The organism is Dulcicalothrix desertica PCC 7102, from assembly GCF_003991905.1.
Taxonomy (GTDB): Bacteria; Cyanobacteriota; Cyanobacteriia; order Cyanobacteriales; family Nostocaceae; genus Dulcicalothrix; species Dulcicalothrix desertica.
On the sequence record NZ_RSCL01000017.1, the window covers coordinates 168,328 to 192,633 of the forward strand.

The following is a 24,306-nucleotide window of genomic DNA, read 5'->3' on the forward strand; positions in this document are numbered from 1 at the left end:
TATTATGACAGTAAGAGTTCGTCTTGCACCCAGTCCGACTGGAAATTTACATATTGGTACAGCAAGGACTGGTATATTTAACTGGTTATTCGCACGTCATCTCGATGGTAAATTTATTCTGCGAATCGAAGATACTGACGAAGAACGCTCAAAAGACGAATTTACAGAAAATATTTTCGAGGGTTTGCGCTGGTTAGGGTTGAATTGGGATGAAGGTCCTTTCTTTCAATCGAAGCGTTTAGATTTATATAAAGAGGCAGTACAAAAGTTATTAGACAAGGGTTTAGCTTATCGCTGCTATACAACTTCCGATGAACTTGATACATTGCGCGAACTTCAAAAAGCCAAAAATGAGGCGCCTCGTTATGATAACCGTCACCGTAATTTAACACCTGATCAAGAAGATGCATTTAAAGCCGAAGGACGCAGCTTTGTAATTCGCTTTAAAATCGATGACGACCGAGAAATTACATGGAATGATTTAGTGCGCGATCAAGTTGTATGGAAAGGAAGCGACTTGGGAGGTGATATGGTAATTGCACGCGCAGCAGATGATGGAGTGGGACAACCACTTTATAATTTTGCTGTGGTTGTTGATGACATGGATATGCAAATTACCCATGTTATTCGTGGTGAAGACCACATTGCTAATACTGCCAAGCAAATTTTGTTATACGAAGCTTTCTCTTGCCCCGTTCCAGAATTTTCTCATACACCCCTCATTTTGAACCAAGAAGGGCGTAAATTATCGAAGCGCGACGGTGTAACGTCAATTTTTGACTTTAAGAAGATGGGTTTTGTCGCTGAAGCGTTAGTTAACTATATGACGTTACTTGGTTGGTCTCCTGTTGATTCAACGCAAGAAATATTTACTTTAGAAGAAGCTGCTAAACAATTTAGCTTTGAACGAGTTAATAAAGCTGGCGCCAAATTTGACTGGGCAAAGTTAGATTGGATTAATAGTCAGTATATTCACGCAATGCCTACTCTTAAGTTAATTCCTATGCTAATTCCATATTGGGAAGAGGCTGGTTATGATGTTAAAGGGCGCCCTCAAGAATGGCTAGAGAAACTCACCGCGTTAATAGGCGCCAGTTTAACGCGCTTGACTGATGCAGTAGAAATTAGCAAACCCTTCTTTAATGACATTGAATATAACGAAGAAGCAAAAGCTCAATTACAACAAGAAGGTTCTAAAAATGCTTTGGAATTTGTACTAACAGCACTAGATAATACACAAGAACTTGCCGAAAATTCAGTGCAAGACATTATTAAACAGGTAATGAGAGCTACTAACCTTAAAAAACCTGCGGTCATGAAAGCCGTCCGTGCATCTCTGACAGGAGAAACCCACGGGCCAGACTTGGTACAATCATGGTTATTACTTCACCAAAATGGCGCCGATGTGTCACGTATAAAAACTGCACTGCAACTAATCAGCTAGTAGTAGGGTGGGCAGTGCCCACCCTACATTTGGTAGCAAATTACTCTTCATCTGGAACTTTGCACGTAGCATAGATGTCATCTATCACACTTAGAGTACTATGCAATTAAACTTCTAATGCCGTGTTAAATAAAACTTTTAAACTATCATTTTTGTTAGTAACCGTCGCTGTCACCTCGGTAATTAATACTCATGTACGCGCACAAGAGGCGCCTATATTTGGTGATGTGACTATAGGGCAAAAATTTGGGCCAGACCCAGTAACAGTAAGGGGAATGAGTGGTGGAGATGTTGCCGGAAGACGCATCACAAACTCACCAGACACACCAACTGGTCCGTGTGCTGGCTTTTTTGATGAGAAACCAGACCATACTATTGAACTAAAAAATCGATTTGAATATTTAAAGCTACGAGTCGAAAGTCCTGCTGATACAACTTTAATAGTCAAAGGTCCCGGTGGCGCCTGGTGTAACGATGATTTAGATGGCAAAAACCCCGGTATTGTAGGTGCATGGCTACCCGGAACCTATAACGTCTGGATTGGTTCTTACCGAAAAAATAGTTACATTCCTTATACGTTACAAATTACAGAAACTAAGTAAGTGAGTTGTAGATGGTGTGATTCCCGACTTTTAGTTGTCGTAGTCGGGAATCTAGTCACCATCTTTGAGTAATGTCTAGTAAAATAAATAAGAATTAAGTTAAATTTAATTAAGATTCGTGTTGACGTTACGGTAATGTCGTAACACGAGCGTCGTGTTATCACAGCCTCGTCACGCATCCAAATTAAACATAATGGATTAAGAAACATCCGTTTAAGCGCGATTCGTAACCGAGTGTATAGCGCGGTTGCTTGAGCCATCGAAGTTGTATTGCAAAGAGGAACGACAAGTTAAAATGAAATTTTCCTGGAGAGTACTGCTACTCTGGACACTACCCGCTTTAGTTATTGGCTTTTTCTTTTGGCAAGGAGCATTTGCAAGCGCTCCGGCTGAAATGACCAAAAATACAGCCGGTACACGCATGACCTACGGTCGCTTTCTAGAATATTTGGATGCGAATCGGGTATCGAGTGTTGATTTTTATGAAGGTGGTAGAACTGCGATTGTTGAGGCTTTTGACCCAGCACTTGATAATCGTGTTCAACGGGTACGAGTTGATTTACCTGCAAGCGCACCAGAGCTAATAAGCAAGCTCAAAGAAAAAAATATTAACTTTGATGCTCATCCAGTACGGAATGATGGAGCTATTTGGGGATTGTTGGGCAATTTGATTTTCCCAGTACTATTGATTACGGGATTATTCTTTTTGTTCCGACGTTCGAGCAATCTTCCTGGTGGCCCCGGTCAAGCTATGAATTTTGGTAAGTCGAAAGCAAGATTTTCGATGGAAGCTAAAACAGGCGTTAAGTTTGATGATGTAGCTGGTATTGAAGAAGCTAAAGAAGAACTTCAAGAAGTTGTTACTTTCTTGAAACAACCTGAGAAATTTACTGCTGTTGGTGCCCGTATTCCTAAAGGAGTACTTTTAGTTGGTCCTCCAGGAACAGGTAAAACATTGCTCGCGAAAGCAATTGCTGGTGAAGCGGGTGTACCGTTCTTTAGTATTTCAGGTTCAGAATTTGTAGAAATGTTTGTTGGTGTGGGTGCTTCGCGCGTTCGCGATTTATTCAAAAAAGCCAAAGACAATGCACCTTGTATTATCTTCATCGATGAAATTGACGCAGTAGGTCGTCAACGTGGTGCAGGTATTGGTGGTGGTAATGATGAACGTGAACAAACTCTTAACCAGTTGCTCACCGAGATGGATGGTTTTGAAGGTAACACAGGCATCATTATTATTGCTGCTACCAACCGTCCTGATGTCCTTGATGCTGCGTTATTACGTCCTGGACGCTTCGACCGTCAGGTAACAGTTGATGCACCAGATATTAAAGGCCGTTTAGAAGTATTAAAAGTACACGCACGTAACAAGAAGTTGGATGCAAGTGTTTCATTAGAAACTATTGCACGTCGCACACCTGGTTTTACAGGCGCCGACTTGGCGAACTTGCTCAACGAAGCTGCAATTTTGACTGCTCGTCGTCGTAAAGATGCCATCACACTTTTAGAAATTGATGATGCAGTTGACCGTGTTGTTGCGGGTATGGAAGGTACACCGTTAGTAGATGGCAAGAGCAAGAGATTAATTGCTTACCATGAAATTGGACATGCGCTCATTGGTACCCTGCTCAAAGACCATGACCCTGTACAAAAAGTTACCTTAATTCCACGTGGACAAGCTCAAGGTTTAACCTGGTTTACTCCTAACGAAGAAATGGGCTTAATAACTCGTGCCCAACTACGTGCAAGAATTACTGGAGCATTAGGTGGTCGTGCCGCTGAAGAAGTTATATTTGGCAGCGCAGAAGTAACTACTGGCGCCGGAAATGACTTGCAGCAGGTAACTGGAATGGCACGTCAAATGGTAACAAGGTTCGGAATGTCCGAATTAGGACCTCTTTGCTTAGAAAGTCAACAAGGTGAAGTTTTCCTTGGTCGTGACTGGACAACACGCTCAGAGTATTCTGAATCAATTGCAGCGCGTATTGATGCACAAGTACATACTATTGTTGATGAGTGCTACGCAAACGCGAAGAAAATTATGCGCGAACAGCGTACTGCGTGTGACCGTTTAGTAGATTTGCTTATCGAAAAAGAAACTATTGACGGTGAAGAATTCCGTCAAATTGTAGCAGAATACGCTGAAGTACCCGAAAAACTACAGTTTGTACCTCAGTTGTAATTATTACAAGTTGAGATTCTATTAGAAACCAGGTTTCTTGAATAAACCTGGTTTCTTTGTTTTATTTCCGTATTTATATAAATCATGTTTGTAGTTTCTATAGCAGGTAATTAACTTGTGAGTAAGCAATAAAGCCAAAGCAATACGGTTGAAACTACACGCATTAAGATTTTATAAAGGATTTAATATGGAAACCTCAGAATCTCAACAACCAACTATGCGATTACTAGCCAACACTAATGGGCTACCTAATTTACGTTTCGGCAATTCGGGTGAGTCTGTTAGAGTATTGCAAAGGCTATTACGCTCTAATGGCTATCCTGTTACTATTGATGGCTCGTTTGGCGCCATAACAGAAAGTGCAGTTAAAGCTTTTCAAGCTCGACGTGGTTTAACTATCGATGGAATAGTAGGTGCCATTACTTGGCGTGAATTAACTCGATGAACTAACTTATTAAAAAATAGGACTTACACGTATCAGTAAGTCCCATAATTTGAAACTAATTATTGTGCTTTCTGACCAGCAACAGTAGCTTCAACCTTAACGGTTTTAACACCTTGGAATTTGTACTCTTTTACAGCAGGCTCAATTTTATTGAGGGTTGCTTGATCAGGTACAGTACCTTTAACTGTTAGTACACCTTCTTTCTCTTCTACAGATAGTTTGCTGCCAGGAAACTTTTCTTCTAAACGGTTTTTAACGATGGTTTTTACTCCACCTGCTCCCGTTACTGCTGTCTTGGCGCCATCGGTAGTACTTTTAGCAGCATTAGTTGCTTTAGTAGCTGTGTCTGTAGCAGTTTTGGAAGTTGCTTCTTTTGCAGTGGTTGCAGGAGCTTCGTTAGTAGTGCCTGCGTCTGAAGTTTTCGAGGCATCTTGTTGGCAAGCTACGGCACCAACCATCAAAATACCGCTAACTAAAAATGGGATTATCTTTTTCATTTCTATCTCCGCTTTTGAGTAATGAACAGCGATTAGTTAATTGGGTGTGCGGTGCTGAGGAGCAAATCTTAAAACAAAATTAAATGTGAAATGGCAAAGGCATTTTAGTCAAGCACTCAAATAACTGAGTACTAAACTGTTAAATATCTTTATCAATGGTGAATAGATAGTAACAAATTTAAGAAAATCTGCTATCTCTAGACGCGCTTTAACTGAACTATTTTATTGCAATGCTTTTATTAGTCAATTAGTAGTTTAATTTTAAAATAAGTATTTTATATTACATTACCCTCTTGTGGAGCGGGCATCCTTGCCCGCCTTTGTATAAAGAACAGGCAAGGATGCCTGTTCCACAAGATTATTTACTGATGTACAATTTGAACAAGTACGAGTTTTAATTACGGATAAAGGTATTTGCGCGGAAATTGCCCTTTGCATGTTCGGTTCTACGACTTTCATACAGACGCAAATGCATATAACCTCGTAGTAGTTGTGTATGCTTATCAAACCTATTGATATCGCGCTCTCTCTGAAGGGGTGAAAAATTGTGTATAAATGGATTCTGCCAAGCCTGAGTGATATTTTAGCCGCCAACCAAACACCTATGGCGCCTGCTTGCTCTGCAAAAGCGGAAAGCCAATGGCGCCTGAGTTTAGCAGCAACCGAAAAATTACTGTTAAATACACTCGGCAATAGTATTAACGATAACACTCAAGGCTTAGTTTTAGCTGCACCTGCACCGCTTTTTAGCCAGCTTGAACTAACCCAGAATCTTCAAACAATTACTTTTACAGCAAAGCCATTTAACCCGTTAGCATTAATGCCGTTTCAGATGCCTACTGTAAAGGTACCAGAATTTAGTTCGCATCCATCTGAACCTGTACTACCGTTACTTGCACAAGACCCATTAGGTTCAGAACAATTTTGCTTAGTGTTTACAAATGCCTTTCAACTAGTGCTGGTTTTGGGTGAAGATGAAAATGGTAATAGATTATTTTCATTTTCGTTTGACCCCGAAGTTGTACAACAAGCTTGGAAAGCTTTAGGTGCGCGTATAATGTTGGTCAACCCTGATGAATTCGCTAATTTAGCTTCTTTAGTACAAAAGTATGGAGAAGTGGCGCCTGATTTTCGGGTAGTAACACAGTTTAGCCAATTGGTTTTAACAGAGTTTTCAGAAAACAAAGATATAAAATCAGCTTCTACTAATGATAAAGATGATTCGCTAGTTGTAGAAAGCGATGGAAATCAATCTCATCACATCCCAATTTCCTCAGCTAGCTCATACCGTTCTGACGTGGAACTTCTCCAAGCTTTTGCTCACGAAGTTCGTACTCCTTTAGCAACTATTCGTACAATGACACGGTTATTACTTAAATATAAAGATTTGCCAGCGAATGTCATTAAGCGATTACAGATGATAGATGCAGAGTGTACAGAGCAAATTGACAGGATGGAGTTATTGTTTAGAGCAGCGGAATTAGAAACATCTAATACGTCGGGTAATTCCGGGACACAGTTAACACCAATGTGTTTAGAGCAAGTATTACAAGAAAGTATTCCTCGTTGGCAACAAGCAGCAAGCCGTCGTAATTTAAATTTAAATGTAGTTCTACCGCAAAAGCTACCAACAGTTATAAGTAACCCTAATATGTTGGATAGAGTTCTCACCAATTTGATTGAGAACTTTGCTCGAAATTTACCATCTGGTAGTCAACTTCAAGTGCAATTTGTCACTGCTGGCAACCAGCTTAAGTTACAACTGCTGCCTTTGTTACAAGGTGATGATACAAATGCTAACAAACATGAATGTACACCACCAATTCGCAAAGCTATCGGTCAGTTGCTAATGTTTCAACCAGAAACTGGAACCATCAGTTTAAATTTGGCAGCGACAAAGCATTTGTTTCAAGCTATTGGCGGTAAGTTAATTGTACGTCAGCGTCCTAAACATGGTGAAGTTATGACTATTTTCTTACCATTAGAAGCTGTTAATGAGCCAGAAAGCGGGTTTTTGGTATCGAAATAGAAACCAGGTTTCTGATGAGAACTTATAATAAAAAAGCTAAATCGAAATAGAAACCAGGTTTCTTAAAGCCAGTCACCAATTAAAACGAACGGCGCCCAGTAAAATGGATGTAAAAAGTCTTTATCTTTTAAGAATGTAATTTGAGTGTTACGTAATGCTTGAGCTTTAGTTATGCCAGGAGTACTGAGTTGTTTATAAAATTCCACCATAAATTTTGCAGTTGACTCGTCTTGTACTGCCCATAAAGTTGCTATAGTACTACGGGCGCCTGAACGCACAGCGACTCCAGCTAATCCTAAAATTGCACGGTTATCACCTTTAGCAGTTTGACAAGCACTGAGAACAATTAAATCTACAGGTACTGACTCTGGTTCAGAACGGGTTTTTAATAGTTCATCTAAATCCTTAACGTTAATTCTGCCATTCCAAGTAACAATATATGTGTCATCTGACCTGCTACTAAATTGACCATGTGTTGCCAAATGTAAAACAGAAAAAGGTGTAGATTTGATTAAGTTTTTTAAATTTGAGTCAGTAAATTTATCATTAAGTAGTAACTTTGCTGACAATTCGTCAGAAATTTTTGTGACTTCAAATTTGACGGCAGGTAATGCTTTATATCCTTGATTTGCTTCGCTTAACCCTGCTGCGATTATTTTCAGGTGCCTGTTATTTACAGATTGCGAGCGCATAATTTGTAAGCCAGGAGACAGTGCAACATTATACTTTTCTAGCAAGTATTGTTTGCCATCGTGTAAAGCAGCCATTGGGATATTGCGAAGCGAACCATCAAGCACAAAAACTAAAGTTTTAATACCGTGACTTGCTAATTTGTCTTCTGCTGAACGAATTAGCCAGTTATATAGTTGTTGTGATGCCTTTAATCTTAATTCATTAGAGAATACAGGATTAAGCGATTGACGCATTAATTTTATTGTATTTTCAATCTCGCGTTGCCCAAGCTGTGTACGGTAACTTGAAAGTGCTTCACCATTGGGCATTGATAAAATGACTTCTAGGCGGTCTTGTAAGATAATTGGATATATTACTGCTGCTTGTGTATCGATTGTATCGATTTTTTGCTGTTTGGCATCAATACAAGCTTCGCGGAAAAAATTATCGAGTTCAGCAAGTTGCAACGCTTCTATAATTTCTCGTGCTTCTTTAAGGTTTTTTTGATTCGGATTTGAGGTTAGTAGTAATGATACGTATTCGCGATAAACAGGTTCAACACTTTCTTGAAACGAAAACTGAATATTCGGATTTACTGCCACTAAATCACTACGTAGTGATTTGAGAATTTCTACAGCAGAGCTATATGCTGAAGATGCTACTTCAATATTACCTTTACTTTTATTCAGGCGCCCAATTTGCCAAGCAGCTTGGTAGGCAATATCAGAAGCATTAATCGCTTGTGCAATAGAAAGAGCTTCATTACTCAATTTTAACGCTAATTCTGGCTGCTGCGAAGACTCGTATAATTTTCCTAACTCGTTTAAAGAGTAGGATAAGGCGCGCAAATCACCTATATTTTCAGAATCTTTTATTGCACGAGCTAAAATTTTGGCTGCTTGATGTTGCCAAGGTGTACTGTTGTCTTTCTGGGATAAATGCTTAATACTTGTAGCAAAATTAACTTCTGCATAAATTGACATCCGACTCGTTGGAAGCTTTGATAATAGCGGTTTGATTTTTGGTACAAGTTCAACAGCTTCGTTTATTTTTGATGTTTCAACATAGATACTTAATTGGTTAAGTAAAGCTTCTACCTGAACTCTAGGATTCGTAGCTATTGAGAAAGCTTGTTTATAATAAGAGAGAGCTTGTTCGTTTTGTGGCAAGCTGCGTTTAGTATTGCCCAAACTAAATAAAATTTCACTTGTGTCAGCAATTGAACCTAATTTTTGACTTATCGTAAGACTTTCTTTTAAAGCGTTTTCAGATTGCTGTAAATCACCAACAACTTGCAGTGCAACACCCAAACTTCGTAAAGCTTTGAGTCTAAGCGATAAATCTTGTTGATTTCTTAATTTTTTATTAACTTCTGTTAACACGTCTTTAGCACGACGGTATAAACCTAAAGCTTGCAATGCTTGAGCTTGATTGATTTTGCTACCAATTTGACCGGATATATCGTTCGCTGCTGTATAAGCTTGTTCTGCTTCTTGCCAGCTTTTTAAGGCCGCTTCGGGTTGCCCGATGGAAATTTTTAAGCTACCCTTAGTATTTAAAACAACTGCTAATAATAGCTGATTTACGGTTTTGTTCGAGTTATTTTGTAGTATTTTCAGACTATCATCAATTGCAGCTTGGGCTTTTTTCCACTCTCCTAAATTTTGGTAAGCAAGCGATAAGTAACTTAAAGTCCATGCTTGATTATTTATATCTCCTTGACGTTGATAATTAACTGCTGCTTGTTGCCAGATGTTGGCAGCTTCGGTAAACCGTCCAGCTTCATATCGAATTCTACCTTGGTCAAGAGATAATGTAGCACTTTGAATTTGAGCGGATTGAGCTAAACTATGTGATGATTCGTGCTTATTTGCATTTGCAGGCGCCATATTTACTACCAGCAAAAAAGCTAAAAATCCGATACTGAATTGGAACAGCGCACGAATTAAAAAATTACTTCTTAGTTTTGTACTAGTAATTAGACTAACATATTTTTTGGGATTGGTCATACTCACGCTAATTGTAATGAATTATTTTTGTGATAATTTATAATGAGAATAGTATAGTTTGTTATAAAGTTCATATATATAATTTCTTTAAAATTGATTTAAAAAATTAAGAAACTGGAATTTTAATGGTAAATTCTGTACCTTGACCTAAATTAGATGTGCAAGAAATTGTTCCTCCATGCTTTTCAATAATTTGCCGACTAATTGATAATCCTAAACCTGTTCCTTTACCAATAGATTTTGTGGTAAAAAATTGGTCAAAAATTCTTGCTTTTGTTTCTGCATTCATTCCTAATCCATTATCTTTAATTCTAATAGTGACGTACTCTTCTTTTTGCTGTTTGGTAATAATATTTATTGTTAAAATAACTTGATTTTTTTCTTGCTTTTCTAAAAGTTCTACACATTGTTCTAAAGCATCTATAGCGTTAGAAACAATATTCATAAAAACTTGATTAAGCTGCCCAGGATAACAGTTAACAAGAGGCAAATCTCCATACTGTTTGATAATTTCTATTTGTGGATGCTTTTTATTTGACTTTAAACGAGGTTTTAAAATCATTAAAGTGCTTTCAATTCCTTGATGAATGTCAAATTCAATTTTACTAGAAGTATCCGAACGCGAAAAATTTCTTAAACTGGTACTAATGTTGGAAATTCTATCAATTCCAACTTCCATTGAAGAGATAACTTCTGGAATTTCTTTAATTAATTCATCTAAACAAATTTCTTTTTCATTCTGAGTAATTTCTATAGCTGGTTCAGAATAATGACGACGATAAATTTGTAAATGATTAATTATTTTATGAGTATAATCTGCTAAGTGACTTAAATTACCTGTAATAAATCCAACCGGATTATTTATTTCATGTGCAACACTGGCAACTAATTGACCCAGCGTTGACATTTTTTCGCTTTGTACTAGCTGTAGTTGAGATTGCTGTAATTCGTGTAGTGCTTGCGATAGTTCATTAGTACGCGCTGCAACACGCTTTTCTAAATCTAGCTTTTGCTCTTCGAGTTGTTTATTTAAAGAGCGTAGTTGAAGATGTACATTAATGCGAGCTAAGACTTCCTCGGTGTGAAATGGCTTTGTAACATAATCAACACCACCAATAGAAAGACCTTTTACTTTATCGATTGTATCAGATAAAGCTGTCATAAAGATAATTGGAATTTCACGAGTTAAAGAATTAGATTTAAGATGTTGACAAGTATCAAATCCATCGATTCCTGGCATCATGACATCGAGTAGTATCAGGTCTGGGTGAGCATATTGAGCTTGTTCTATAGCGCTTTCACCATCATTAGCTACTAAAATTTCCCAACCAGAATCTGCAATTGCCTCACATAACACTTTCAAATTATTTTGATTATCATCTACTATTAAAATAGTGGCTTTATTAAATGTGTTTTGTTTCATACGTTTGCTTGACTAATAGTTTGAATAAATATTTTAATCTTTTTAGGTTGATAACTATCAGCTAGTTCTCGCACTTTCCAGACAAAAGGAGTAAATTCTTCACCCCTGCTTTCCAGTATATCCAATATTTTATGAATGTCTTTAACATTCCCTCGCATCGCGAGGTCAAGAATCTTATCTAAATCATTTGTAGGTGGAAGTACTAACTCTTGATTGAGGAGTGTATCATTTTTAATTGGTTCTGGTTTATCTATATAAATCCATTCCAGGTTTAAATATTTTTTTAACATGTTTAATAACAAATCAAGCTGTATAGGTTTTGGAATAAAATCATCTCCCCCGGCTGCCAAACTATTATTTTTATCGGTTTCAAAAGCACTAGCAGAAGAAACAATAAGTATAGTTTGTTGTAAACTTTGATATTTTTTAATGCTTCGCATTAACTCAAAACCATCCATTACTGGCATTGCTAAATCAGTAATAATTAAATCAGGATATATTTGTTCAGCTTGTAATAATGCTTCTTTCCCGTTGCTTGCTTCAAAACAGTCAAAACCAATCGGCGCCAGTAAATTACTAATTACCGAGCGGTTTTCCCATTGGTCATCAACAACAAGTATTTTCTTTTTATCACCTCGAAAACCAACAATATTTTTAATTGACTGTATTATTGGAGGTTTAATTAATTCGCGCGAAACGACTAAATCAACATCGAACCAAAATCTACTTCCGGCGCCTAATTGGCTTTCAACATTTATTTTGCTACCCATCAGTTCAATAATTTTAGAACTAATAGCTAACCCAAGTCCCGTTCCTTCAGACTGCTTTCTATTCTCTCCGACTTGTTCAAATGGTAAAAAAATCTTTTCTATTTGAAGAGTAGACATTCCAACTCCAGTGTCAATGATTTCAAAGCGAATTTTATTAATTAAGGTTTGTTGCTCATTTGTGCTGGAATTTAAAAAATTAACATTCAAATAAACTTGCCCTTCATCAGTAAACTTAATTGCATTACCAATCAAATTAATTAAAATTTGTCGTAATCTTTTTTCATCAGCATTAATCGCTAAGGGTAGCTGTTCATCTAGATTGGCAACGAAAACAATATTTTTTTGCTCCCCTCGAATTCGGCACATTTCAATAATGCCTGTTAGAAATGAATAAAAATGAAAATTACTATTGTGTAATTCTAATTTACGCGCTTCTATTTTGGATAAATCTAAAATATCATTAATTAAGGTTAAAAGATGTGTGCCACATTCCTGAATAATATTTACACCATCAAGCTCGCGCTTCGCCATAGTTTGAGAACGTTGAAGAATTTGGGCGTATCCCAGAATACCATTAAGAGGTGTTCGCAACTCATGACTCATCGAAGCCAAAAATTCGCTTTTTGCTTGGTTCGCAATATCCGCACTTTCTTTAGCTGAAGCTAGTTCACGTGTACGTAAGTAAACTTTTTGCTCAAGGGTACGTGAGTATTCTTGAAGTTGTAGATTAGCTTGTTCGAGTTGAAACTGTTTATGATAGATAGTGCTAATAACTGTAGATACAAGTAAAGCTAAAATTGGCGAAATCGAAGGAATCCACCAACCGAATGTAAAAGCAGTAAAGTTAAAAACTAGTATTACACCAGCAGAAAATGTAATTACAAGTAACAATCCTGGAAAGGGTTTTTTGTATGATGCTCTGACTTTCAATAATTGCCAGCTAACCGAACTACCAAACAATGACCAACTCAATATCCAAACCCATGTTCCTGGTAAAGATAATCCACGTAGTAAAGGTGTTCCATCAATTGCCGCGCTCAAAATTTGACTTGTTAAGTTGGCATGAATAATTACTCCTGGCATTCGTTTGTATTGGCGCCAACCACGTTTAAAGCCAACACTATGAAAGTCATTGCTGCTAGGAGCTATTGAACCTATCAAAACAATACGTGAATTGATTTTATATGAAGGAACTGACTCATTCAGTACATCTTGCAGTGTAACCGTTTCAAAGTTATCTTGATAACCACGGAAATCAAGCAGAATTTGGTATCCTCCAAAGTCGGCACCATGATAATTAAATTCTTGATTTTTCTGGAGTGGTTGAAAGACAGCTTTACCCAAACCCAAAATAGTGCCACTTTCGTCAAGGGCTTTTAATTCTATTTTTTTGGGTTCTAAATACATTCGGCTTAAGCGTACAGCTAAACTTTCATAGATATTTCCATTTTTATCTCCTGCCGTCAACAAGCCTCGTCGCACTTTCCCGTCCGCGTCTAATACAAAATCTGCGAGTGCTACACGGTCTAATAAAGCTAAAGTTTGAGGAGGCGCCACTCCTTGCCCTGCTAATTTTTTAACCCCAATCAAATTAGGTGTGCTTTTCATGACATCAACTAATTGTTCATGCCCTGATACCACTGGTAAGTCTCGGTAGATATCCATACCAATGGCAGCAGGATTTTGGCGCCTGATTTTTGTAATTGCAGAGGCAATAACACTATCAGGTATTAATGCTTTACCTGTATTGGTAATGTCTTTTTCGTCAAAAGTAACAACTAGTACGCGCTTTTCAGGTGGTTTTTGCGGACGCATCGCGAAAAACTGCTCTAGTGTTGCCCATTCTAATAGCTGAAACCATCCCAACATACTCCCGGCAATAATCATGATTGCTACGCTGGGAGATGTTATTAAGACAACACGCCATTGCCAAAGTCGTTTTTTTAGTTGGAACCACATCCGCAACCTTTGAAGTTAAATTAAAAAATAATTACAATTGGGAGTTGGTGTTACTGTACCAACGGTTCGTTTGCAATTGCATCCAAACCAACCGAGTCTAGAAGTTCTTGCCAAGATGTTGCTAATAGCTGGTTATTAGGTTGATTCATTCGCAATTGTGCCAAAGTTGCAAGCGTATCGTACCAAATGCCTCTCTCAGCTAGCTTAGATACAGAGTCTAGGGTTATAGTTTTACTTTTATTTCTGATGTTTGTTTTATATTCAACGCGACGAATCCATCCACTTACAAATGGGCTGTCTGGCTCTAAATCTGCGGTACATATCATTACCAAAGACCATTTGTAGTTTTTATTAGCTTTTAGCCCAGGTGCATCGGGTGGTAGTTTTAGCTGAATTACACCTGGCTGAGATGGCAACTCGATATCTGTCTGGTAAACATTATTATTTTCTTGATCTTGAACGCTAAAAAATGCTTTACGTGCGGTTGAAAGCGGAATATAAACAAACACTGTTGGATGTTCGGTCAAAGTAAAGCCAATGTTAGTTGTTGGTAACACTGGTGTTACAGACTTACCAATACCAGTACGTGCGGAACTACAAGCGGTAGTTTCACTAACACCAGTTCGTGACGCTCCTCCCGCAGTCTCTTCTGGTGCTGGCTCTCCAGGTGGTTTGAAAGTTATCTTTCCTGCCGTACTAGGTAGTGATAGCAGGGGTATGGCTATCAATGTTACTAGTGCGGCTCTCAACACCCGTAAATACATGAACGAATGCTTATGGCTTTTAGGCATAAAAGACTTAACTCTGAGCAATTTATGCAAAACTATATTGACTCTAATTTACTAGAATATCAGTAGACGTTGGCATATAACTAGTCTATTTATATCACTTATTCTATGACATCCGTGCAATTGCGCGAATTATTTTTATATAGACTTTTATCGCCCTTACAATTGCAACAAATCAATAAAGAAACCAGGTTTCGCTCGCAAAATCTTCATATTTACTATAAGATATCAACAAAGAAACCTGGTTTCTAGGGTTTCTAGCTAATGCTTTGCTTCGCCTCTTATTCTTACATACTCAGCAATGCCAGCAATTATTGCAGATACAGCGATGAGAATCACACTTAAAGCATTAATGTCTGGTTTCACACCTGTACGAATGCGACTAAATATTTCCATCGGCAATGTACTGGCGCCACTACCAGCGGTAAAAGAGGCAATTAAAAAATCATCCAAGCTCAGTACAAAAGCTAGCAAACAGCCAGCTACAATCGCAGGTGTTAACTGTGGTAGCAAAACTTGGGTAAATGCTTGTAATGGCGTGGCGCCTAAATCAAGGGCAGCTTCTTCTAAATACGGGTTAAGATTATTTAGCCGTGAAGATACTACTAAACCCACGTAAGCAAGGCAAAAAACTATATGCGCTGCAATAATTGTTGAGATACTTAAAGGCACAGCAAACGCAGCTAAAAAAACAAGTGTTGCAACTGCAATCGCAATATCAGGAATAATCAGAGGTAGATAAGCAATACCTTGATATAAACTTTTACCAGGGAATCTATAGCGCGCTAAACCCACTGCCATCAATGTTCCCAGCACTGCCGATATTGCCGTTGCACTAAAGGCAACTATCAAGCTGTTTGTTAACGCTGAAGAAAGACGCTCATCACTAAATAATTTTTGATACCAAGTTAAAGTAAATCCTTGCCAAGCAGCACTATAAGGTGATTGGTTAAAGCTATAAAAACCAAGCACTATAATTGGTAGATACATAAAAAGGAACATTAGCAATGAGAAAACCGCCTGCCATGATGCGACACGCGGCTTCTTAGTAGTTAATGGTATACTCACGTTTTTATTTAATCAAATATATTTTTACCCTATGTAATTTCGTTGATAGCATATATCTAAAACCATGTCAAGTCTATTATAAACATTAGTTTCAACAAGTTAATACACCGTTCTTGAAGGTTTTGCAGAACGCGACAAACAAGATTCAAGATGTTCACAATTTTCACACTCTATTTCTTTACCAGGGTTTAGGCAACCACACGGTGGGTTAACGTAGCAGCTTGAAGCTTTATTCTGAGTACATTTATCAGCAGTCATACGTAAACAAACTAAAAAATCGTTAATTAACATAAGCGAGTAGTCAAATTACCGTGTATACACTTAATTGCTGTATATATTATATTAAACACGAGCAATTAGAAATTTTATTTTCTCAACTATAATTATCAAGATTTTTAATGATTATTTCTTCATCCCTAAAGCATGTATGGCGCCATCTCAAGTTATATTTATTAGTCTAGTTCAAAGATATTAAGGATATATACTTACTCGTACCTCTAAAGTTATACTACTCGACAGGGTAAAAACTAAGACTTTAGTTGGTACTAAAAGTCTTACTGATGAAGGATTAAATGTGTAAATGATTTGTCTAGATTGTAAAGAGCGTTGTTTAGAAATTTTTATATAGCATTATGAGTAGTAATTCCCACGAACCTATCAATCAACCCGTTAGTGTAGATAGACATTCCAGAAATGAGCCAGACGTAAACGAAAGACATTTAACGGCGAACCCTGGAGATAGAATTGCTGACGAACCTCAGTCGATTGAGGAAAAATCTAAGCAAATCGCCGTTGATTCTCCAGATATTACAGGAGACCATATTACTGTACCTACCTATTTTGTCGCAGAAGATGAAAGTGGTGAACAGAAAGCACTTCATCACGTCAAAGATGCAGAAGAAATATCTGACTTAATTCGTAAAGCGCGTGTAGATGAAAACGGTGAGAGAGTTTGGTAACTTTTTAACGATATATCGATTCGGAATGTGAAAGCATAGGAAACTAAATAGTGGAAAGTTATTTGTGAAGAAAGGAAGCAGTTAACTCTGGTTCTCCTTTCTTCTTTTTATTATAATCCTAGAAACCGGGTTTATTCATTAAAATATTGTAATAAAAACGACAATTTGTCTGCGACAATGAATGCATAGAAACCCGGTTTCTTTGTTTTCTATCTTGAGTCATAAAAAATTATAACTATTTATTAAATATTTTATTCCTCATGAAAGGGGTTAAAAGTTATATGAAATGCTCCACTAGAGAAAGAAGCTAGTAGAAACGATATTAGAACACTCAAGAATTACTGAACAATTAAAGGTTAATTTTAATGGTTAATTTACTTAACAGCGATAAACTAAGCTATCGCAGCACTCAAGAATTGAAGAATGAACTTTTGGATTTGGTCAAAGACAAAGACACAGAAGCATTGAAGAGCAAAGTTTTATTTTATCAAAATGAACTGCTGCCATATTTTGAAGAGTTAAGCAAACGTAATCCACATCCAGTAGTTGAAAATCAGATACCTATAGTACTTGGTGTTTGGACTCCAGTTTGGTCAACAATACCATTTCATGATGTATTACCTGGACGTATTCACTCGTCATCATATCAGATTTTTCACGCGGATGGATTGTATGCTAACATCGCGCGTTATGCACCTGGTCAGCAATCATCATTATTAAAACAAGTCTCTGCAAAGCTTCCAGCTTATGACTTGATGGTGATGCAAAAGTATGAGGTAAAAAATAACCAGTGGTATATTCAAAATGTGGGAATATTCCAAGCATTTAGAAGCAGAGACATACCCTTAACTATTGATGATGCGGATGAGTGGTTTACTAACGTTGTAAACACAAAAATCAAAGACAAGTATCAAAATGGCGAATTACCTAGTACTTTAAAGTTGGAAAATCTAGACAGAAATACAGTTCGCAAACTTGAGAAGACTTATTTGGCAACTCCTGCACTAGAACACGTATATGTAGATAACGACTTACGACTGGTGAAAACTCAACGCGAGCAAAATCAGCGACCTAGTTATACAATTGCAATTCGCAGACGGTAATATTTCTTTAAGTGCGGCGCCGACGACTCTTATACAGTTGTAACAAGAGCCTTTAAGTAGAGAATTATGGAAAATTTGGGTTTAAAACCCCGTCATAACGGACGGCTTTTGAAGATGTTTGTATATATTTTTTAATAATTTCAATTGGCGCACCTCCTAGTCTCGCTTTTCTTAAAGGGTTGTCAACATTTACAGACCTATGTATACTTTAATTGACAGACCAAATATAGCACAAGCCGGATACAAGAGGTGATAACGGTTGGGAAAATCTAAAAAAGATAAATGTTTGATGGGGATACAGCAAAACCTAATATATTGTGATGCAGACACAAAAGCTATTTTGACGTTTCTTTTAGATGGAGACTCCCTGCCCGAACATGGTAAAAAACCAGTCGGTTGGAAAGCGTCTGGAAGAAGATATCCACGTGGTTTGTATCGTACAAAAAACGGTAGTTTAATTAATGCTGACCTACAGGCGGCAGCTAATATTTTACGCAAAGTAGCCGGAAACTTAGGCATTGACCTAAGCAGACTGGGTAGGTGCTGCTTGACCAGCACTTCTAGAGTTCGTATTTGGGCAACCAAATTGGGCTTGACGAAAAAGAATCCCCTTAGCCAGGGGAGTTAGTCAAATGGCTCAATTAACGCAAAAAGTTAAAGAACTGATTACAAAAGCGAGAATTGTCAGCTTTGCCCAATGGCAACAAACGCACCCAAGCGAAGCTGTACAGATATTCCAAGCAGCAGATGACGCAGGCAAGTATCTGACAGATGAAGAGTTAACTTTTATTGAGTCGCTCACACCGCAGAGCAGTGAATTTATTTCGGTTGTGAAATACTTACGCGACCATGTTACTGAAATTATAGATGAAGCCCGTGAACAAGTTTTAACTACTTTTCCTGATATTACTAGTCCGGGTGGTGGTCTTTATCCAAGCGAGCGGACAGCGGCTTGTTGGCGTGATTTTTGGCACTTTGAGCGCTGTATTACTTACGGTCTTGCTGGGCAACATGTTGAATATACTAGTCCTGAAGGGTTGCATTATATGAAGCTATTGTATCAAGAGTTACAAGTACCTTTAGATGCGATGGTGGTGGGACTAGAAGGACTGAAAGCTGCAAGTTTAAAAAGATGTAAAGAAAGTCAACTATCTCTGGCGCCATATTTTGACCATTTAATTCAAAAAATGGCAGCTTTTAAGAATTAAGTGTGGTTATGAGCTTGTTGTAAGCTGCGTGAAGGCTACGCTTGTTACTTGCTTCGTTGTAAAATTGTTGATAGCCTTCACGCACCCTACTCTATGTCTACCTCAGAATTTCAACAATTTTTTGATGATTGTGTTGGTAACTGGTCTACTGAACGTACATATCATTATTTGACACAGCAAGAAGTCGAGCGTTCACACACCAAGTTTGTCATTGAACCAATAACAGAGTCGCTTAAGCTGAAAGTACTTGCAGATAATGCTTTTAGCGTCCCACCTCATGTTGACAGTTTACCTGGGTATCATCTCAAGTTTGAAACTGTTTCAGAAAAAGGTGAGAAAGTTTCGCAGCAGTTGAATATGTTATTTGTGACACAAGAACAAGAGTCAAATTCTTTACAAGGAAAATATTTAAGAGACCGCGCTTACGAGGAAGAGCGACCAATTATTGCTGATTTTCGCTTTGATAACACTAAGCGTGAACTATTGATGACTACTAATTATACTCGTGTAATCGCGGTTGACTCTATTACCATGATTAATCCGAGTTTACGTATTCGACGCATCTTAACATATCGGCGCCCGACAGAAGGAGAAGCTCTATCGGATGTTGTATTGGTGGGGTTTGGAGTTGAGCAGAAGGTAATATGAGTCAGTAGGGGGAGTCTCTATTCCCTCTGGTATAAGAAAAATTTACAATTTTTAATAAATATCGTTCCAAAGGCATACGAAAATTAAAATAGGGAAAGATGTTTTTAAGTATATAACTTGCAAATCATCGCTACCAAGGCATTTTCAGTGCTTGCGCGGATGTTGTCTTTGGTCATAAATTATCATGTATTTACTAATTAAACATCACCCGCAAGGGACTTAAGATGGCAAGTTTTAGATATCGATGATAAAGTGTAAGTAGTTATACCCTAATTCAAAAAAGCGATTATCCGCGCGATAGTTGGCATGTAACACAGTTAAAGTGATTTATTTCAAGGGAGGGAATTTTGATGTATGGTATAGCAATTACTATTTAATCGTTTGTCGCAAACTATACAAAGTATTGCTCGAATTGGAGGAAAGTTGTAAACGTAACGATGTCTTCACTAGATATTAAAGACAAAAATAGCTTCGCAGTTAACTTTTGTTTCTGCTTGAATCGTGCTTGCTATGACTTTAATTTTTAGTTATAAAGATTAAGTTGTAAAAGGGCATGGTCATAAGCAACTCAAGATTTTAAATATTTTAATCTACTTTTAAAACTTGTTTTGTGATGAGTATTATTCAATTCCTTGAACTATCGTTTGGACGATGGCGGTCGCAACGTAATTCGTTGAAGATAAGAGAATATTAAATTTTGAAAAATTTAGGCTACAACAATATAGTAAACATTTCTTTTTGGTTTTTTTTGATATGACTATATCACTGACCAGTCAGAGTGCAAATACTAGTGATTTGTTGACTCTAGCACAGTGGATGGCGGTAAATTTTAGTAATCCTAATCTTCGGAAAGCGAATTCTAAACAATATGCCCACATCCACGTTTTTCGACCTTTACCATTCAATTGCTTTATTGCCATTGGCTTTTACTCCGAGCAAGTTTATGATTATGGTTTATGGGCGCCATATTCGATGGTGTTTACTCGCGTTGGTGACGTATTTAGGAGGGATGTAGAACCAGACAATACTTGGGATAGCCTAGATAAAGGCATGGATGTAGAAACTCCGGAACAAATATGGGGTTCAAGACCAGGGCCTTTATGTTTTGAAAAGAAACAAAACTTTGCAAACGAAGTACCTGCGGTGAGCGATTTATGTTAATGCAATTAGAAACAAAGAGTGCCAAAATGTTGCCGCCACAGGCTGAAAGAAAGATGCGTTGCTGGGTTCGCAGTCGCCATCTGATTTGTTCGGGTCACTTTTTCATATTTGAAACTGTGGAATACACGACTATTGAGCGCTTTGCAGAATGTGTTGCAGCGCTGGGAGGCACTTTAATCTCAGTTGAACCTATCAACAAAATCTGGATGGGTGCCCATCGTCAAGTGATTCTTTATCAAGCCAAAGCGAGTTTACATACTCCTCATCACACCTTGAAACAATACTGGATTAAATACGGTGGTTTCTATACCCGTTTTGATGAGCGATGTTAATGTAATATTTAATCATTGACCAATTAATTTCATTGATGTACAACTTTATCGCTAATAGCTGGTGGCTAGTTTTTTGCCTGTGGTTGACTATTAGTCATTGGTTATTAGCAATATTATAGAAACCTAGAAAGTCGGTTTCTATATAGCCACTAAACTAAATTGGTTTTTCCAAAAATAGTAACGAGATAAAGAAATCACACATAAAGATAGCGACCCAAGAACTAACAACTGCTGCGGTTGCCGCTTCTCCAACTTGCTTAACACCTCCTCTAGTCACCAGTCCCCAACTACAACTATTAACGGCAACCATCGTGCCAAAAAGAAATGCCTTGAGTAAAACGATTAGTAAATCAGATGTTGATAAAAGCGTTCTAATTGACTCTAAAAAAACTTCTGGAGCAATTTGGTAAAACTGTGCGGCAACAAAAATACCACCAAGAACTCCCACCACTAAACCAAAAATAGTAGCAATGGGCACCATCAAGGAACAGGCTATCACTCTTGGAACAACTAAATAATTAATTGGGTCAGTTTTGAGCATATAAAGAGCATCAATTTGCTCAGTAACTTTCATCGCACCTATTTCTGCTGCAAAAGCTGAACCTACTTGTCCTGCAATAATGCTTGATGTTAAAATCGGCGCTAATTCTCGACAAAAAGCTAAAGCAAAGGCGCCTCCAACGCTTTCTACAGCACCATACTTAACTAACTCCCTCGCAGTTTGAATTGTAAAAATCATACCTGCAAAAAAGTTAACAAGTAACACAGGAGACAAAGAACCAGGGCCAACTTTGACCATGTGTTCCATAACCTTGCTGTAACAGGTTTTTCCTTGAATAAAGCGTAACCAAACTTGACCGAACAGTAGTACAGATGCAATGAAATGTACAAAGCCATTTAGGGAATTGACGCTTTGCTTTTGTTGCAATTTTATAGCCATTATCACAAAGTATTTTTGCAACTATGTTAGCGTGAATTTTGTAGATTGTTGTAAAGACATAATTCTTATATGTATAGACACCTGTGGGAATTGTATCTTTACACGTTAAAAGTCAACAACACAGGAACATCTTAACAATTCTTAACAATATCTATATCTATAAGGATAAAAATTGACGAAATATATAGATAAGTCTTTAGGAACGAGATATGAGCGACCAACAACCAACACCAACTCTTCTCTCTATGTGGTAATAGTCTCTGTGGTAAAAAAATCTTATACTACAGAGGCGCCTATAAAAATTCACTATAAAAAAAATTATGCTTAACTCGCATCCAGCATCAAACATAGTTTAGGATAGGAGAAAGTGAGGTAAAAACATGACTATAACCAGAGCCAAATGGACAGTTGATGATTACCATCAGATGATTGAGAAAGGGATATTATCTGGGCGCCGCGTTGAATTGTTAAAAGGGGAAATTGTAGAAATGGCTCCAGAGCGAGAACCACATGCTGTATATAGTAGTTCTGCTGTTGAGTATTTACGTTTAAGGTTGGGCGAACGAGCAACAATTAGAGAAGGACACCCAATTACACTACCTAATGATTCGGAACCAGAACCAGATATAGCAGTCGTTGTTCCTCCTCTTGCACAATATCTAGCCCATCATCCATATGTAGAAGATATTTATTGGGTAGTGGAATACTCAAATACTACTTTGGAAAAAGATTTAGGAGCGAAAAAAGAAGCATATGCTTTTATCTGGTATTCGTGAGTATTGGGTTGTTGATTTACAAAATTCACAACTCATCGTTTTTCGTAACCCAAGTTCAAATCAATACCTTTCAGAGGTAAAATTAACTACTGGTTTTATTTCACCTCAAGATTTTCCGAACATACAGCTAGAAGTACAAAAAATGTTCAGTGTATAGGTATGGTAAGTTAGTTTTTCAAGCAAGCCAAGAAGCTCTAACTACCTCTGGAATACGAAGATTATCAAGAGCAGCTTCGCTGATGGTGATTCTACGTTCTTGCGCCAATAATTTTAAAGTTTCGTTAGGAGTTGCTATATTTTTAGCTATTTCTCTCAATACTAACCGATGCTCATTTTCAACTAGCGCCATTTGCTTGAGCGTTTTTTGTGGTGTTTTTCTATTACCTGCAACGTAAATGCGTATTTTGCGGATATCAGATGTTGATAAGTTTTCTAGTGCATAAGGATTGACTTCATGACTTGATGCAATCCAAGTAAGGAAAGATTCAGCATCTTCGCGCTGCTTGAATTTATTTAAAAGGGCATCTATAATTTGTGCAGGCGCCTTTCGATTAGAAATAACGCCTAAATTTACATCAAGACTTCGGTCGTTAGCTAAATTTAATATTGATTTTATCGAGATATTAGGGTTTTGGGCAACACTAGAGCGAACATAGGAACTTTTATCTACTACCAATTTCTCTAATATGTGAACTGGTGCATTCCGATTAAACGCAATACCATAGCGGGCATGTTCATGATTATCTATTGCTAACTGCTCTAAAATATCTAACGGTGTGTTAGGATGTTTAGCGATACAGAAACGAACCGACGAGTCGCAATACATGATGAACTGTTGCAATACTTTTACAGGCGCCAAACCATCGTATGTCTCTTCTAAAAGAATTCCTTTATCAGAATAACAATGCTCTAAAATATAATCACGCAAACTGATAATTGTATTTAAAGGGATTTGTTGAAAAAAATTTGGATTTTCTAGCAGTAACAGCGACAATATAGGGTTTTTGAGAAATTCAAGAGGAAATCTCTTGCCTAGGTTACACAATATTTCTGTTGGAGTGTTGGGATTAGCTGTAACATTAGCCAAAATAATATTATCCCTGCGTCTTGCCATGATTTCAAGCAATTCTGGTGGGGAAGTTGGATTTCCTGCAATTAAGCGTGCTAAATCCAGATTTTTTTGGGATAACTCTTGAAGACGTTCAAAGGAAATACCATCACTCGTCACTTCCTTTACCAGGCTATCAAAATCAGGCAACTTTGCTTTCATACTCGGATATTAAATGATATT

At 37.6% G+C, this 24,306-nt stretch carries 22 protein-coding genes; 14 read left to right on the plus strand and 8 right to left on the minus strand.

Features of this window, described 5'->3' with window-relative positions; translation table 11 throughout:
* Positions 1-4: 4 nt before the first annotated feature.
* From gltX to DSM106972_RS31865, 4 genes are all read left to right on the plus strand, one after another.
* A complete protein-coding gene (gltX, locus tag DSM106972_RS31850; RefSeq protein WP_127084444.1) occupies positions 5-1,444 on the plus strand; it encodes a glutamate--tRNA ligase in 1,440 nt (479 codons plus the stop codon).
* A gap of 122 nt (positions 1,445-1,566) precedes the next feature.
* Positions 1,567-2,046, plus strand: a complete 480-nt coding sequence (locus tag DSM106972_RS31855) for a hypothetical protein (RefSeq protein WP_127084445.1) — start codon at positions 1,567-1,569, stop codon at positions 2,044-2,046.
* A 295-nt stretch (positions 2,047-2,341) separates the two neighbouring features.
* Positions 2,342-4,228 (plus strand): ATP-dependent zinc metalloprotease FtsH2, encoded by a 1,887-nt coding sequence (gene ftsH2, locus DSM106972_RS31860; RefSeq protein ID WP_127084446.1) that lies wholly within the window; start codon positions 2,342-2,344, stop codon positions 4,226-4,228.
* Positions 4,229-4,415: 187 nt separating this feature from the next.
* Positions 4,416-4,673 (plus strand): peptidoglycan-binding domain-containing protein, encoded by a 258-nt coding sequence (locus DSM106972_RS31865; RefSeq protein WP_127084447.1) that lies wholly within the window; start codon positions 4,416-4,418, stop codon positions 4,671-4,673.
* Positions 4,674-4,732: 59 nt separating this feature from the next.
* Here DSM106972_RS31865 and DSM106972_RS31870 read toward each other — a convergent pair whose 3' ends face one another.
* A complete protein-coding gene (locus DSM106972_RS31870; RefSeq protein WP_127084448.1) occupies positions 4,733-5,170 on the minus strand; it encodes a BON domain-containing protein in 438 nt (145 codons plus the stop codon).
* A 547-nt stretch (positions 5,171-5,717) separates the two neighbouring features.
* On the opposite strand from DSM106972_RS31870, the gene DSM106972_RS31875 reads away from it, so the two are divergent.
* A complete protein-coding gene (locus DSM106972_RS31875; protein WP_127084449.1) occupies positions 5,718-7,199 on the plus strand; it encodes a sensor histidine kinase in 1,482 nt (493 codons plus the stop codon).
* A 62-nt stretch (positions 7,200-7,261) separates the two neighbouring features.
* On the opposite strand, the gene DSM106972_RS31880 is transcribed toward DSM106972_RS31875, so the two are convergent.
* From DSM106972_RS31880 to DSM106972_RS31900, 5 genes are all read right to left on the minus strand, one after another.
* Positions 7,262-9,880 (minus strand): CHAT domain-containing protein, encoded by a 2,619-nt coding sequence (locus DSM106972_RS31880; protein ID WP_186538393.1) that lies wholly within the window; start codon positions 9,878-9,880, stop codon positions 7,262-7,264.
* 106 nt (positions 9,881-9,986) lie between these two features.
* Positions 9,987-11,303, minus strand: a complete 1,317-nt coding sequence (locus DSM106972_RS31885; protein ID WP_127084450.1) for a sensor histidine kinase — start codon at positions 11,301-11,303, stop codon at positions 9,987-9,989.
* Positions 11,300-14,032: a CHASE2 domain-containing protein gene (locus tag DSM106972_RS31890; RefSeq protein WP_127084451.1), complete on the minus strand. Its 2,733-nt coding sequence runs from the start codon at positions 14,030-14,032 to the stop codon at positions 11,300-11,302. The genes DSM106972_RS31885 and DSM106972_RS31890 overlap by 4 nt, the downstream gene beginning before the upstream one ends.
* A gap of 50 nt (positions 14,033-14,082) precedes the next feature.
* A complete protein-coding gene (locus tag DSM106972_RS31895) occupies positions 14,083-14,823 on the minus strand; it encodes a DUF928 domain-containing protein (RefSeq protein ID WP_233787045.1) in 741 nt (246 codons plus the stop codon).
* A gap of 258 nt (positions 14,824-15,081) precedes the next feature.
* Positions 15,082-15,810: an ABC transporter permease gene (locus tag DSM106972_RS31900; RefSeq protein WP_201800811.1), complete on the minus strand. Its 729-nt coding sequence runs from the start codon at positions 15,808-15,810 to the stop codon at positions 15,082-15,084.
* Between the two features lie 710 nt (positions 15,811-16,520).
* On the opposite strand from DSM106972_RS31900, the gene DSM106972_RS31910 reads away from it, so the two are divergent.
* The 7 genes from DSM106972_RS31910 (at position 16,521) to DSM106972_RS31940 (ending at position 21,299) form a co-directional block, all read left to right on the plus strand.
* Positions 16,521-16,847, plus strand: coding sequence for a hypothetical protein (locus DSM106972_RS31910; RefSeq protein WP_127084454.1), 327 nt, complete (start codon positions 16,521-16,523; stop codon positions 16,845-16,847).
* Between the two features lie 365 nt (positions 16,848-17,212).
* On the plus strand, positions 17,213-17,950 hold the full coding sequence (locus tag DSM106972_RS31915; RefSeq protein WP_127084455.1) for a hypothetical protein: 738 nt from the start codon (positions 17,213-17,215) through the stop codon (positions 17,948-17,950).
* 259 nt (positions 17,951-18,209) lie between these two features.
* Entirely contained in the window at positions 18,210-18,578 is a 369-nt protein-coding gene (locus DSM106972_RS31920; RefSeq protein WP_127084456.1) for a hypothetical protein, read from the plus strand.
* A 4-nt stretch (positions 18,579-18,582) separates the two neighbouring features.
* Positions 18,583-19,158: a bilin-binding protein gene (locus tag DSM106972_RS31925; protein WP_127084457.1), complete on the plus strand. Its 576-nt coding sequence runs from the start codon at positions 18,583-18,585 to the stop codon at positions 19,156-19,158.
* Between the two features lie 93 nt (positions 19,159-19,251).
* Positions 19,252-19,806: a phycobiliprotein lyase gene (locus tag DSM106972_RS31930; RefSeq protein ID WP_127084458.1), complete on the plus strand. Its 555-nt coding sequence runs from the start codon at positions 19,252-19,254 to the stop codon at positions 19,804-19,806.
* A gap of 753 nt (positions 19,807-20,559) precedes the next feature.
* Entirely contained in the window at positions 20,560-20,967 is a 408-nt protein-coding gene (locus DSM106972_RS31935; RefSeq protein ID WP_127084459.1) for a CpcT/CpeT family chromophore lyase, read from the plus strand.
* Positions 20,968-20,993: 26 nt separating this feature from the next.
* On the plus strand, positions 20,994-21,299 hold the full coding sequence (locus DSM106972_RS31940; RefSeq protein WP_223983890.1) for a CpeR family transcriptional regulator: 306 nt from the start codon (positions 20,994-20,996) through the stop codon (positions 21,297-21,299).
* 154 nt (positions 21,300-21,453) lie between these two features.
* Here the strand turns inward: DSM106972_RS31940 and DSM106972_RS31945 are convergent, their stop codons facing one another.
* On the minus strand, positions 21,454-22,239 hold the full coding sequence (locus DSM106972_RS31945; protein ID WP_186538394.1) for an MlaE family lipid ABC transporter permease subunit: 786 nt from the start codon (positions 22,237-22,239) through the stop codon (positions 21,454-21,456).
* A 380-nt stretch (positions 22,240-22,619) separates the two neighbouring features.
* On the opposite strand from DSM106972_RS31945, the gene DSM106972_RS31950 reads away from it, so the two are divergent.
* Together DSM106972_RS31950 and DSM106972_RS55490 are read left to right on the plus strand one after the other, a co-directional pair.
* Positions 22,620-23,015, plus strand: coding sequence for a Uma2 family endonuclease (locus DSM106972_RS31950; RefSeq protein ID WP_325052232.1), 396 nt, complete (start codon positions 22,620-22,622; stop codon positions 23,013-23,015).
* A complete protein-coding gene (locus DSM106972_RS55490) occupies positions 22,993-23,172 on the plus strand; it encodes a Uma2 family endonuclease (protein WP_325052233.1) in 180 nt (59 codons plus the stop codon). The genes DSM106972_RS31950 and DSM106972_RS55490 overlap by 23 nt, the downstream gene beginning before the upstream one ends.
* An 18-nt stretch (positions 23,173-23,190) precedes the next feature.
* Here the strand turns inward: DSM106972_RS55490 and DSM106972_RS31955 are convergent, their stop codons facing one another.
* Positions 23,191-24,285, minus strand: a complete 1,095-nt coding sequence (locus DSM106972_RS31955) for a hypothetical protein (RefSeq protein ID WP_127084460.1) — start codon at positions 24,283-24,285, stop codon at positions 23,191-23,193.
* Positions 24,286-24,306: the final 21 nt, after the last annotated feature.